The 13,242-nt window shown below is 69.1% G+C and carries 10 protein-coding genes and 2 tRNA genes; 2 read left to right on the top strand and 10 right to left on the bottom strand.

Going from position 1 to position 13,242, the window contains the following annotated elements:
- The first annotated feature begins 107 nt into the window (after window positions 1–107).
- Window positions 108–437, top strand: coding sequence for a helix-turn-helix domain-containing protein (locus tag ABZ671_RS14715; protein WP_357856919.1), 330 nt, complete (start codon window positions 108–110; stop codon window positions 435–437).
- Between the two features lie 329 nt (window positions 438–766).
- Here the strand turns inward: ABZ671_RS14715 and ABZ671_RS14710 are convergent.
- The 6 genes from ABZ671_RS14710 to gyrB form a co-directional block, all read right to left on the bottom strand.
- A tRNA-Ala gene (locus tag ABZ671_RS14710) sits at window positions 767–842 on the bottom strand.
- A 43-nt stretch (window positions 843–885) separates the two neighbouring features.
- On the bottom strand, window positions 886–1,014 hold the full coding sequence (locus ABZ671_RS14705) for a DLW-39 family protein (RefSeq protein WP_357540624.1): 129 nt from the start codon (window positions 1,012–1,014) through the stop codon (window positions 886–888).
- A 42-nt stretch (window positions 1,015–1,056) separates the two neighbouring features.
- Window positions 1,057–1,130: transfer RNA gene (locus ABZ671_RS14700), tRNA-Ile, on the bottom strand.
- Between the two features lie 150 nt (window positions 1,131–1,280).
- Window positions 1,281–2,180: a DUF3566 domain-containing protein gene (locus ABZ671_RS14695; protein ID WP_357856914.1), complete on the bottom strand. Its 900-nt coding sequence runs from the start codon at window positions 2,178–2,180 to the stop codon at window positions 1,281–1,283.
- Window positions 2,181–2,183: 3 nt separating this feature from the next.
- Window positions 2,184–5,912 (bottom strand): intein-containing DNA gyrase subunit A, encoded by a 3,729-nt coding sequence (gene gyrA / locus ABZ671_RS14690; protein WP_357857147.1) that lies wholly within the window; start codon window positions 5,910–5,912, stop codon window positions 2,184–2,186.
- Window positions 5,913–6,105: 193 nt separating this feature from the next.
- Window positions 6,106–8,052: a DNA topoisomerase (ATP-hydrolyzing) subunit B gene (gene gyrB / locus ABZ671_RS14685; RefSeq protein ID WP_357856911.1), complete on the bottom strand. Its 1,947-nt coding sequence runs from the start codon at window positions 8,050–8,052 to the stop codon at window positions 6,106–6,108.
- A 565-nt stretch (window positions 8,053–8,617) separates the two neighbouring features.
- On the opposite strand from gyrB, the gene ABZ671_RS14680 reads away from it, so the two are divergent.
- A complete protein-coding gene (locus tag ABZ671_RS14680; RefSeq protein WP_357856908.1) occupies window positions 8,618–9,172 on the top strand; it encodes a hypothetical protein in 555 nt (184 codons plus the stop codon).
- 97 nt (window positions 9,173–9,269) lie between these two features.
- On the opposite strand, the gene ABZ671_RS14675 is transcribed toward ABZ671_RS14680, so the two are convergent.
- The 4 genes from ABZ671_RS14675 to dnaN form a co-directional block, all read right to left on the bottom strand.
- Window positions 9,270–9,779: a DciA family protein gene (locus ABZ671_RS14675; RefSeq protein WP_357857144.1), complete on the bottom strand. Its 510-nt coding sequence runs from the start codon at window positions 9,777–9,779 to the stop codon at window positions 9,270–9,272.
- 79 nt (window positions 9,780–9,858) lie between these two features.
- Window positions 9,859–10,992, bottom strand: coding sequence for a DNA replication/repair protein RecF (gene recF / locus ABZ671_RS14670; RefSeq protein WP_357856905.1), 1,134 nt, complete (start codon window positions 10,990–10,992; stop codon window positions 9,859–9,861).
- A 16-nt stretch (window positions 10,993–11,008) separates the two neighbouring features.
- Window positions 11,009–11,881 carry a phosphogluconate dehydrogenase (NAD(+)-dependent, decarboxylating) gene (gene gnd / locus ABZ671_RS14665; protein ID WP_357856903.1) on the bottom strand — a complete coding sequence of 291 codons (873 nt, stop codon included), beginning with the start codon at window positions 11,879–11,881 and terminating at the stop codon, window positions 11,009–11,011.
- Between the two features lie 38 nt (window positions 11,882–11,919).
- A complete protein-coding gene (gene dnaN, locus ABZ671_RS14660; RefSeq protein ID WP_357856900.1) occupies window positions 11,920–13,053 on the bottom strand; it encodes a DNA polymerase III subunit beta in 1,134 nt (377 codons plus the stop codon).
- Window positions 13,054–13,242: the final 189 nt, after the last annotated feature.

Below are 13,242 nucleotides of genomic sequence, written 5' to 3'. Positions count from 1 at the left end.
CGCTTTTTCGGCTAGTGCCTCGTCTTTGAACGTTGATCGTGTAATCCAGCGGTTTCGAGAACCCGTCAGGCAGGCTGTCTCCCGACGTTTATGGGAGGTGGTGGCCGGTGGGCAGGCGCCCGGAGGTGTTCGTCCGGCAGGTGTCGATGGTCGAGGGTCAGCGGTTGCAGCGGATCACCCGCACGGCGAAGGACCCGGTGAAGTTGCGCCGGGCGATCGTGGTGCTGATGTCCGTCCAGGGGCAGCCGACGCCGGACATCGCGCACCTGCTCAAGAGCAGCGAGGACTACGTGCGGGACGTGATCCACGCGTTCAACGAGCGGGGGTTCGACGCGCTGGACACAAAATGGAGCGGGGGCGCACCGAGACGCATCGATGAGCAGACCCGCGATTGGATCTGCGTCATCGCCCGGTGCCATCCTGTCCCCATCCCCTGATGCCTGCCGTCTGACCGAGCAGCGGAGCTGCCGGTTGGAAGAACGAAGATCGTCGCATTGAGATGTCCGGTGTGCACATCAGACAGCAGCCCGAGCAGGAACGACCTTGCCTGCCGCCGCGGGATATCTAGACAGGGCGTTCAAAACTTGGGCTCGACCGGTGAGGGCAGCATGCCTGCCCACTTGCGTAGTACGTCGACGGCCTGGTCCCGGAGGGCTCCTTCGGCGACCTCTTCACGCAGTGACAGCCGTCGGGACCATCGGTAACGTGGTCCCGACGTGGTCCGGACGATCTTGCGAGGTGTTCCGCCACAGGTCAGAGGCGGTATTGGTGGAGCCCAGGGGACTTGAACCCCTAACCCCTGCCTTGCAAAGGCAGTGCTCTGCCAGTTGAGCTAGGGCCCCGAGTCGGGCGGACCCGCCCGGTGCTGGCAGTCGGAGCGACCGCTCAGCGCAGGTCGGGCGCCGTGGTCGCCTCGTGCCAGAGGGCACGCTCGTCGTTCGCGGCCTTCACCTTCCGGGCCACCACAGCGGCCACGCCGACGATGCCGGCTAGGATCAGGAGCTTCTTGAACATGGGGCAACCCCTCACGCTCGACTACCGTCGGACGACGTGCGGTGGGGCTAGCTGGAATCGAACCAGCGACCTCAGAGTTATCAGCTCTGCGCTCTAACCGACTGAGCTATAGCCCCGCGTGGCGACGGCCAAGGTTAACCCATCGCCGCCTCCGCGCCCAAATCGGGGGGCCGGTGGCGGCACTCACCCGCGCCTGAAGAAGAACCTACCCGGATACGCGGCGCCGGGGCGACCGCTTTACGCAGTGCCCCGGCGGCGTCGTCGGGTCAGTCCCGCTCGGCGAGCGTCAGCTCGATCCCGCCGACCAGGTCGGCACAGACGTTGTAGACGAAGGCGCCGAGGGTGGCGAGCGCGGTGAAGAGCACGACGTTGACCAAGCCGATCAGCGCGGAGCTCATGATCACGCCCTTGGCGGTGATCTGGAAGCCGCCACCTGACCCGCTGTTGCTGGCGTTGACCAGGTCGGTCAGGCTCGCGTTGACCTCCTTGAACACGCCCATCGCGTCCAAGGCCAGGTAGAGCACCGAGGTGGCGACGACCACCACGATGAAGAGCACCACCGAGACCGCGAACGCGAACTTCATCACCGACCACGGGTCGATCCGCTTGAGGTTCAGCCGGGCCCGGCGCGGTCCGCGCGAGGCGGCCGAGCTGACCGAGGTACGCGCATTGCGTACCGCCTCACCCACCCGGGCCGCCCCGACGGCCGCCGCCCCGCTGACACCCGCGGGCAGGCCACCACCATTGGCTGGCCGGCCCGTCGTGCCGGCCCGGGCACCGTCCGACCCGGGTGTGCCGGCCGCGCCGGCGCGCGGCTGGACGCCGGTCGCGCCGCTCGACGGCCGGGTCGTACCCGTCGTCTTGATCGGCTGCGTCGCGGCGAGCGGCGGCGCGGCGGCCGTCCGAGCGGAGCCATCGGTGGAGATCGCGGCCTCAACCTTGGTCTCGTCAGACTTCTCGCTCGTCCCCGATTCCTCCGCGGGCTTGTCAGGCGGCGGGGTCATGCCGGGGGCCCGGGTGAACTTCGGGGCAGGCGCGTCGGCGGGGACCGTGGCCCGGCCCACGGCCGCGCGGCCGGTCGCTGGTGTACCGCCCTTTGCGGCCTCCTCGTCGACCGGGTTGGCCGAGGTCCCCTTGTTCCCCGACTTCGCCTGTGTCTCCGTCATCAACTAGTCCTGTTCGTCAGGCTCGTCGGCATTGCGAGCAATCGCCACGATAGTCACGCCGTCCGGGAGGTCCATCAGCTTGACCCCCATTGTGTTCCGGTCACGCGTACGGCGTACAGGCTTCACCGGAGTCCGGATGACACCACCGTTGCTGGTGATCGCGAACAGCTCGTCCTCCGGGCTGATCACCACCGCACCGACCAGGCCACCACGCCGCTCAGTGATCTTCGCAGTCAGCACGCCCTTACCTCCCCGGCCCTGCACCGGGTATTCCTCGATCGGGGTACGTTTCGCGTATCCCCCATTCGTCGCGACCAGCACGTCCATCTCTTCCATGCCCTCGCTACGGATGACCTCCATGGCGAGCAGGACGTCGTCCTCGCTGAACCGCATGCCGATGACGCCGGAGGTGGCCCGGCCCATCGGGCGCAGCGCCTCGTCCGTGGCGTTGAAGCGGATGGCCTGGGCGTTCTTGGAGACGAGCAGAAGATCGTCACCGGGACCGCTGAGGGCAGCACCGACCAGCTCGTCCTCATCGCGCAGGTTGATCGCGATGATGCCGCCGGAACGGTTGGAGTCGAACTCCTCAAGCCGCGTCTTCTTCACCAGGCCGTTCTTCGTGGCCAGTACCAGGTAGGGCGCCACCTGGTAGTTCGGAATCTCGATAATCTGCGCGATCTGCTCGTCCGCTTGGAACGCGAGCAGGTTGGCCACGTGCTGACCCTTGGCCACCCTACTGGCTTCCGGAAGCTCGTACGCCTTCGCTCGGTAGACCCGGCCCTTGTTGGTGAAGAACAGGATCCAGTCGTGCGTAGAGCATACGAAGAAATGGCTGACAATGTCGTCCTGGCGGAGGGTGGCGCCGCTGACGCCCTTTCCGCCCCGCCGCTGCGAACGATAGAGGTCGACCTTGGTGCGCTTGGCGTACCCGGTACGGGTGATGGTGACCACGACGTCCTCGCGGGCGATGAGATCCTCCATCGAGACCTCGCCGTCGAACGGCACGATCTGCGTACGCCGGTCGTCGCCCCACTTCGCGACGATCTCGCCCAGTTCCTCGGAGACGATCTTCCGCTGCCGCTCCGGCTTGGCGAGAATGTCCTTGAGGTCGGCGATCTCCAGCTCGAGCTTGGCCAGGTCGTCGAGGATCCGCTGCCGCTCCAGGGCGGCCAGCCGGCGCAGCTGCATGTCGAGGATCGCGGTCGCCTGAACCTCGTCGATCTCCAGCAACCGGATCAGGCCCTGGCGGGCGTCCTCAACCGTGGGCGAGCGCCGGATCAGGGCGATCACCTCGTCGAGCGCGTCGAGCGCCTTGGCCAGACCGCGCAGGATGTGCGCCCGCTCCTCCGCCTTGCGCAGCCGGAACGCGGTCCGCCGGCGGATGACCTCGATCTGGTGCTCGACGTAGTACCGGATGAACTGGGCCAGGTTGAGCGTGCGCGGCACCCCGTCGACCAGCGCCAGCATGTTGGCGCCGAACGTCTCCTGAAGCTGGGTGTGCTTGTAGAGGTTGTTCAGCACCACCTTGGCGACCGCGTCGCGCTTGAGCACGAGCACGATCCGCATACCCGTACGCCCCGAGGACTCGTCCCGGATGTCGGCGATGCCGGCGAGCTTGCCCTCCTTGATCAGCTCAGCGATCCGCTCGGCGAGGTTGTCCGGGTTGACCTGGTACGGCAGCTCGCTGACCACCAACGCCGGGCGGCCCCGCTTGTCCTCCTCCACCTCGACCACGGCCCGCATCCGGATCGAGCCACGCCCGGTCCGGTACGCGTCCTGAATGCCGGCCTGGCCGACGATCAGGCCATGGGTCGGGAAGTCCGGCCCCTTGACGATCTCCAGCAGCGCCTCGAGCGTGGTGGCCTCGTCGACGTCCGGATTCTCCAGGCACCACTGCACGGCCGCGCCGATTTCGCGCAGGTTGTGCGGCGGGATCTTGGTGGCCATGCCGACCGCGATGCCCTCGGAGCCGTTGACCAGCAGGTTGGGGATCCGGGACGGCAGGATGGTGGGCTCCTTGGCCCGGCCGTCGTAATTGTCCTGCAGGTCGACGGTGTCCTCGTCGATGTCCCGCAGCATCTCCATGGCCAGCGGGTCGAGCTTGCACTCGGTGTTGTGGCTGACGAAGCCGTCGGAGATGAACGAGTGGTCGTCGGTGTCCACCCGGATGCTGTAGACCGGCTGAACGCCCGCGTCGGTGATACCAGCCACCTGGGCGTAGTAGAACCGGCCGTCGACCAGCGGCTCGACCACGTCGAGCACCTCGCGGTTGGTGATCCGCGCGGCGATCTCGTCGCGATCCCGCTCCCACCGCTCGATCCGGTCGACGTTGTGCCGGCGCAGCCAGTCCCGCTCGGTCCACCGCGTCGCGCCGTGCTCACGGATGAAGTCACCGACCAGCGGCACGTGGTCGCTGGAGAGCGCCGTGCTGCTCGCCGGGACGGCCGCCAACTCCGACTCCAGCTTCGCCTGCTTACGGCCGAGGAAACCGACGTGGGCGGCGAAAATGCGGGCGTCGCGACGGTTGGTCACCACGACCTTGATCTCGCCATTGTCGTACCGGCACTGGCGGCTGATCACGCCGAACTCGAGCAGCAGCTGCTGCACCTCGCGGGCCAGCCGTTCACTGCGGGTCGAGTACGAGATCTGGATGGTGTTCCGCGGCAGCAGCGAGGACGACCCGTCGCCCTCGAAGAGCGCCTGAAGGAACGCCCGTTTGATGGCGGCCGGCCCCTGCCAGACAAACTCCGGCACGAACTTGTCAGCGCTGCGCGCCCCGACCATCTCGCCCAACAGGCTCTTCCGCAGCGCCGAAAGGTCCTGAACGTCAAGTTCGTGAAGCAGGCTGCCAGAGGCGATGTTGCGCTGGCTGACATAGCGAGGGCCGCCGACGGCAAGGTCGTAGGCGGCGAGAACGCGGATAAAGAACTCCCGGTCCACGTTGTTGAAGCCGGCCCGCCCTTCGGAGACCCAGCCTTCGGAGACAAACGCGCCCGCGAGGACGGCGGCCTCGACGTGCTCCAGCATCGGGTAGCCGATCTCGTCCGGCACCGACCGCTGAATGACCACCCGGTCGCCTGGGGAGATCTCGGCGAGCAGCTTCCAGAGCAGGGTCGGCACGCCGGCTACGTCCACCAGGCAGAGCACCGGGTGGTTGTGGGTGCCGGTCAGCTCGTACCCCTCCCGGGTGCGCAGCCGCAGCGTGGGGTGCTCGCCGGAGTGGAAGAACTTGCTGGCCCGGACCAGGTCGCCGTTGCGGTCGCGAACCTTCAGCTCAACGTCCGTCTCGCTGCTCGGCGCGGCGTCCGGCACGACCTGGTCGATCCGGATCGAACCACCGACGGTACGAATCCGGGCATCTCCCGTAACGCAGTACCTCATGGCCGCAGCCGGATCGTTTCCGGGCGAACCGAAGTTGCCGTTGCCGTCGACCAGCGGGTAGCGCAGCGACCACGGCTGCGCCATCCGGACCAGCGCGTCATAAATGGCCGAGTCGCCGTGCGGGTGGAACTGACCCATCACGTCGCCGACGACCCGGGAACACTTCACGTAGCCGCGGTCCGGCCGGTAGCCGGAGTCGAACATGGCGTACAGGATCTTGCGGTGGACCGGCTTGAGCCCGTCCCGGACGTCCGGCAGGGCCCGCCCGACGATGACGCTCATCGCGTAGTCGAGGTACGAGCGCTGCATCTCGACCTCGAGGCCGACCGGCTCGATGCGGTCGTGCTGCACGACTGCGGCCGGGGTCTCCGGGGTCTCTGGTTCGTGTGGGGTGGGCTCGGGAGTATCGGTCACTGTCAACCCTTATCAGACTCAAAGTCGCATTCGCGCTGTGGATAACCGCTGTGGATACCGGCCGGACTGTGGATAACTCTGTGGATTGCCGGGCCGACCGGTGGATCTCCGCTCGGCCCGGCGCGATCCGTCAGATGTCGAGGAACCGCACGTCCTTGGCGTTGCGCTGGATGAACGAACGGCGCGCCTCGACGTCCTCGCCCATCAGCACGCTGAACAGCTCGTCGGCGGTTGCGGCATCGTCGAGCGTCACCTGGCGCAGCGTACGGGTGGCCGGGTTCATCGTGGTCTCCCACAGCTCGGGGTAGTTCATCTCGCCCAGACCCTTGAACCGCTGGATGTCGTCCGGCTTGGCGTTGGGCTTCTTCTGCTGGCGCAGCGCGATCAGCCCGTCCCGCTCCCGGTCGGAGTACGCGTACTGGGCGTCGTCGCCCTTCTTGTTCCACTTGATCTTGTAAAGCGGCGGGGCGGCCAGGTAGACGTGCCCCAGCTCGACCAGCGGACGCATGAACCGGAACAGCAGGGTGAGCAGCAGCGTCTGGATGTGCTGGCCGTCGACGTCCGCGTCGGCCATCAGCACGATCTTGTGGTAGCGCAGCTTCTCGATGTCGAAGTCGTCGTGGATTCCGGTGCCCAGCGCGGTGATCAGCGCCTGGACCTCGTTGTTCTTCAGGACCCGGTCGATCCGGGCCTTCTCCACGTTCAAGATCTTGCCGCGGATCGGCAGGATCGCCTGCGTACGCGGGTCACGGCCCTGCTTTGCCGAGCCGCCCGCCGAGTCACCCTCGACGATGAACACCTCGGACTCGCGCGGGTCGGTGGACTGGCAGTCGGCCAGCTTGCCCGGCATCGAGCCGGACTCCAGCAGCGACTTGCGCCGAGCCAGCTTGCGGGCCTGCTGGGCGGCGATCCGGGCTCGGGCCGCCTGCGACGCCTTCTGGATGATGATCTTCGCCTCGGCCGGGTTCCGGTCGAACCAGTCGACCAGCGACTCGTTGCAGACCCGCTGCACGAAGCTCTTCACCGGGGTATTGCCGAGCTTGGTCTTGGTCTGGCCCTCGAACTGCGGGTTGGTCAGCTTGACCGAGATGATCGCGGCCAGGCCCTCGCGGATGTCCTCGCCGGAGAGCCTCTCGTCGCCCTTGAGCAGCTTCTTCTCCGCGCCGTACCGGTTGACGACGGTGGTCAACGCGGCCCGGAAGCCCTCCTCGTGGGTGCCGCCCTCGTGCGTGTTGATGTTGTTGGCGAAGGTGTAGACCGACTCGCCGTACGACTCGTTCCACTGCATGGCGATCTCGACTGACATGCCCTCCTCCTCGGTGCCGAACTCGACCACCGTCTTGTGGATCGGGTTCTTCGAGGCGTTGAGGTGCCGGACGAAGTCGGCGATGCCGCCCTCATAGCGGAAGGTGACCTCGCGCGGCTTGCCCTCCTCGGTCTCCGCGACCCGCTCGTCGAGCAGGTGGATGGTGAGGCCACGGGTGAGGAAGGCCATCTCCTGCAGGCGCCGGTAGATGGTCTGGAAGTCGAAGTCGACGGTCTCGAAGACGTCCGGGTCGGGCCAGAAGGAGACCGCCGAGCCGGTCCGCTCGGTCGGCTCGCCCTTCTCCAGCGGGGTCGGCTTGGAGTGGTGGTACTGCTGCCGCCAGACGAAGCCGTCCTTGTGGATCTCCACCGCCATCTTGGTGGAGAGGGCGTTCACGACGGAGACGCCGACTCCGTGCAGACCGCCGGAGACGGCGTAGGCCTTGCCGTCGAACTTGCCACCGGCGTGCAGCACGGTGAGCGCAACCTCGACACCCGGCTTCTTCAGCTTCGGGTGCAGATCGACCGGGAAGCCACGCCCGTTGTCGGTGACCCGTACGCCGCCGTCGGCCAGCAACACCACGTCGATGGTGTCGCAGAAGCCCGCGAGGGCCTCGTCCACCGCGTTGTCGACAACCTCCCACACGAGGTGGTGCAGACCGCGTTCGCCGGTGGACCCGATGTACATACCGGGCCGCTTCCGGACCGCCTCCAGCCCCTCGAGAACGGTGATCGACTCGGCGCCGTACTTCTTGTTGTCCTCCGCTGCCACCCTCGGCCACTTTCTCGCACCGGCCGCGCCAGGGCGCGGGGCGCGGGTTCGGCGGGACAGCACACGACGTCGGCGCGCACGGACCGGTCCCCGGATGTCCAGGCCACGGATCGCGTACGCCGGGCGCCGCGGTCGCCCGCGGATCGCGATCGGCTCGACCCGATGCGGGACAATGATCAAGGGCCCTGCGGCCCCTGTCCGTCGCTCCGTGTCGGGTCTTTCGTCTCGCCGTCAATCTTACTCCGCGCAGCCGACCAAACCGCCACTCGGCACCCCTGCGCGGCGGCTGAGACCTCCGTAGCCGGCCGAATCGTGCTGTCCGCGACTCCCCCTACACGCTTGGCCAAAATTGAGGCACTTCCGCCGGTGCCTGACGCCACGCCGCCGACCCCGAGCAGTCGCCGCCACCGCATCGGTATCGGCACGTGACCGACCGGGGGTCGCGGAGGGATTCGCCGTGCCGTACCTTTGCGGCGGCGCCGGCAGTGGTCTTGATCTTTCCGGGCGAAAACCGGGACGATCGACCCGATCGGACCGACAACGCGCTGACAAGAGGTGACGCCAGATGGGGCTGGACAATGTCGCGGTGCACTGGCCGCGGACCGGCCGCTTCTACGACCCGGTCGCACCGGCCGAGTTCGTCGACTTCGGGGAGATCGTGGACATGCCGCGCATCTCCGCCCCCACCTCGGCGCTGGCCGAGCTGATCGCCAAGACCGGCACGGTACGCGCGACCGTGTACACCGAGCTGGTCGACCTGATCCTCGGCCTGGAAAATGTGCTCTACGCCACGGAGAACGCGGCCGAGGACGAGGACCCGGTGATCGACCCCGACGGGTGTTCCTGGATCGCCGACGGGCTGGAGAAGTTCGTCGCCCGGCACCGGCCGATCGGCGAGGCGGTGACCTTCGAGTCGGTGAGCGAGGTGCTGCGGTCTCTGCTGGGCGACGGCCGGCTGGCCGAGCAGCAGCTGCGCTGGCTGGGCAGCCGGCTCGACAAGCTGCGCGACGAGAACGGCGACCCGCCGCAGTGGACCTTCACCTGCGCTGAGCTGAGCGTGTTGGCCGCCTTCTACCGGCGCTGCTCCGATCGGGGTTTCGCCGTCTACGCCGACGCCTGAACTTGATCAACGCGGTGTGCGGCATGTTGGGGTCAAAACCGATGACGAGACCATAATTCGCCGCACACCGCGTTGATCAGCGAAAGGCGGGACCCGGTCAGCCGTAGGTGTCGCGGGGGCCACGGCCGCGTACCCGGCGTGGGCCGCGTGACCAGGACGGCGCGGCCGGGCCATGGATGTGCAGCTTGCGCACCACGTTGTGGCCCACCTCACGGCCGATCTGCTGGAGCAGCGAGCCGGCGAGCAGCCGAAGCTGGGTCGCCCACGCCGTCGACCGCGCCTCCACGGTCAGCTCCCCGTTCTCCAGCTTGACCGGGCGGCTGTGCTGCGCCACCTCCGGCCCGACGACCCGTTCCCACGCGCCGAAGACCGTCGCCTCGGCCGCCGGCTGCTGCCAGCCGCGCGCCTTGACCAGCTTCGCCAGCACCGCGCCGAGCGGCTGCGGGTCGCGTGGATCCGGCCCGGGACCGGAGTAGCCGCGCAGCCGTGGCTCGCCGTCGCCGCGTACCGCGCTGCGTCTCCGGGTGGTGGCCGCCGTCTGCCGGCGGGCCTTCGCCGCGTCCAGCACCGCCCGAGCCAGCTCCGGTCCGGACGCCCCGGCGGGCAGCTCGCCGGCCGTGCCCCGGCTGCCCTCCGGGGTACGCCCACCGGGTGCCGGCCCCAGTCGGGCCGGGGGCAACTGAACCTCATCCGACACGGCGTACCGTCCCCTCGCCTACCGCATACCGGGTACCGCGCAGGGTCGCCGGCACGTCGTCGTCGACCGCGCAGGTCACCAGAAGCTGGCTGGCACCGCCGACCAGCTCGGCCAGCCGCTCCCGCCGGCCGGCGTCCAACTCGGCGAAGACGTCGTCGAGGACCAGCACCGGCTCGATGCCGTCGGCGCGCAGCAGGTCGTACCCGGCCAGCCGCAGGGCCAGCGCGAACGACCAGGACTCGCCGTGACTGGCGTATCCCTTGGCGGGGAGCGGGCCGAGGGTGAGGGTGAGATCGTCACGGTGCGGGCCGACCAGGGTGGTGCCGCGTTCGATCTCCGCCGACCGGTGCTCCGTCAGCGCGGCGAGCAGCGTCTCGGCCAGCACCGCCCGGTCGGTGGTCGGCTCGGCCAGCTCCACCGACGGCCGGTACGCGATCCCCGCCGCGCCCCGGCCCGCCGCCACCGCGTCGTACGCCTTGGCGACGTGCGGGGCGAGCGCGGCCACCAGCTCCAGCCGGCCGGCGAGCAGCTCGGCACCGTGGTGCGCCAGGTGGGTGTCCCAGACCGCCAGGGTGGACAGGTCCCCGCCGCGCGTCCCGCCCGTCTTGCGGGCCAGGTACGCCGTGCGCAGCAGGGCGTTGCGCTGCTTGATCACCCGCTCGTAGTCGGTGCGCACCCCGGCGTACCGGGGCTGGCGGGTGACCAGCAGGTCGTCGAGGTAGCGGCGCCGCTCGGCCGGGTCCCCGCGGACCAGTTCCAGGTCCTCCGGGGCGAACAGCACCAGCCGCAGCGCGCCGAGCACGTCCCGGGCGCGGCGGGCCGGGGATCGGCCCAGCCGGGCCCGGTTGGCCTTGCCGGGGATGATCTCCAGCTCGACGAGAAGCTCCCGGCCCTCGTGTACCACGGCGCAGCGGATCACCGCCGAGGAGGCGCCCATCCGGACCAGCGGGGCGTCCGTGGCGACCCGGTGCGAGTCCAGGGTCGCCACGTAGCCCAGCGCCTCGACCAGATTGGTCTTGCCGACGCCGTTGGCGCCGGTCAGAACGTTCGGGCCCGGCTCCAGGTCGACGCCGACCCGCTCGTATGAGCGGAAGTCGACCAGTTCGAGCCGGCGGACGTACACAGGTGCGTGGCGCCGGTCAGCGCTTGCGGACCGCGTGACCGCCGAACTGCTGGCGCAGCGCGGCGACGGCCTTCATCGCGGGCGAGTCGTCCTGCCGGGAGGCGAACCGGGCGAACAACGAGGCGGTGATGACGTTCAGCGGCACGGCGAGCCGGACCGCCTCGTCGACGGTCCAGCGTCCCTCGCCGGTGTCCTCGGTGTAGCCGCTCAGCTCGGCCAGCTCCGGGTCCTCGTCCAGCGCGCGGTCGAGCAGGTCGAGCAGCCAGGACCGGACCACCGTCCCCTCGCGCCAGGACTTGAACACGCCCGGCACGTTGGTCACCAGCTCCGACTTGGCCAGCAGCTCGTAGCCCTCGGCGTACGCGTGCATCAGGCCGTACTCGATGCCGTTGTGGACCATCTTGGCATAGTGGCCGGCGCCGACCGGGCCGGCGTGCACGAAGCCGAACTCGCCCGCCGGCTTGAGCGCCTCGAAGATCGGCATGAGCCGGTCGACGTGTTCCTGGGCGCCGCCGACCATCAGGGCGTACCCGTTCTGCTTGCCCCAGACGCCGCCGGAGACGCCGACGTCGAGGTAGCCGATGCCCTGCTCGTTAAGGCGCTCGGCGCGCGGGGCGTCGTCGCTGAACCGGGAGTTGCCGCCGTCGATGATGAGGTCACCCTCGCCGAGCACGCCGGCGAGTTCGTCGATGGTGGCGTCGGTGACCCCGGCCGGAACCATCACCCAGACCGCGCGAGGCGACTCCAGCTTCTCGGCCAGCTCCGCGAGGCTCGCGACGTCGCTCAGCTCCGCGTCCCGGTCGTAGCCGACCACCTCGTGCCCGGCGGCGCGCAACCGCTCGCGCATGTTGCCGCCCATCCGGCCGAGTCCTACCAGGCCGAGCTGCATCTGCTCCTACCTCCGTACGTGCGGGTGTTGCTACGCGATCAGCGGGACACGCGGATCGGCATGATGAGGTACCGGTACCCCGGGACGACCTCGCCGTCCTCGCCTGCGGGCGACATCACCGCGGGCTTGAAGGCGTCGACGAACCTCAGCACGGCGTGCTGCGTGCCCAGGTTGGCCAGGCCGTCGATCAGGTACTGCGGGTTGAAGCCGATGGTCAGCGGGTCGCCGGTGAAGGTGGCGTCCATGGCCTCGCTGGCCCGGGCCTCCTCGGTGCCGCCGGCCTCGACGACCAGGCCGTCCGCGCTGAAGCTCAGCAGCACCGGGGTGGTCCGCTCGGCGACCAGGGCGACGCGTTTGACCACCTCGATCAGGGTGCCGACCGGGATCTGGGCCTCGGCGTTGTGGCTGGCGGGGAAGAGCGAGCGGACCGGCGGGTAGTTGGCCCCGTCGAGGAGCCGGCTGGTGGTCCGCCGGGTGCCGCCAGAGAAGCCGATCATGCCTTCACCGGCGCCGCCCTGAGAGAGTGCCATGGTCACCTGGCCGCCGAGCGGGCCGAGGGCCTTGGCGGTGTCGTGCAGCGTCCGGGCCGGCACCAGCGCGTTGAGGCTGATCTCGGGGTCTTCCGGGTTCCACTCCATCTCGCGCAGCGCGAGCCGGTAGCGGTCGGTGGCGAGCATCGCCAGCGTACGACCGGACAGCTCAAGGCGTACGCCGGTCATCATCGGCAGCGTCTCGTCCCGGCCGGCGGCGACGGCCACCTGGGCCACGGCGGCCGCGAAGGCGGCGGCGTCGACGGTGCCGGCGCTCTCCGGCATCTCCGGCAGCGACGGGTAGTCCTCCACCGGCATGGTCGGCAGGGTGAAGCGGGCGCTGCCGCAGACCAGTTCCAGGTGGGCGCCGACGGCGGCGATGTCCACCGGCTTGGCCGGGAGCGCCTTGGTGATCTCGGCGAGCAGGCGGCCGGAGACCAGGGCTGCGCCGTCGGCGTCACCCTGCACTTCAACGGTGACCTGGCTGGAGACCTCGTAGTCGAAGCCGGAGACCTGAAGGTTGCTGTCGGTCACCCGGAGCATCACCCCGGCCAGCACCGGCACGGAGGGTCGGTTGGGCAGGCTCTTGGCGGTCCAGGCGACCGCCTCGGCGAGCGCATCGCGCTCCACTCGGAACTTCATCAATGCCTCCGCGTCGACGTCAGCGACAACTCTCTCATGCCGACCGCTGCCACCCGTCCCGCCCGACCGTGCGGGTACCCATCGCACCTTAGGGCGCGCGGGCATCGGCTGTGCGCCCGACCCCGTGGATCCAGGTGCCGGGGCGACCGCCGACGGCGGTGCTTCGGCCCGATCCACAGGAAGTCCAAC

The sequence above is a fragment of the Micromonospora sp. NPDC006766 genome, assembly GCF_040636055.1.
Taxonomy (GTDB): Bacteria; Actinomycetota; Actinomycetes; order Mycobacteriales; family Micromonosporaceae; genus Micromonospora.
Note: the sequence above shows the minus strand (reverse complement) of the source record. Positions and strands in the feature narration are given on the sequence as shown.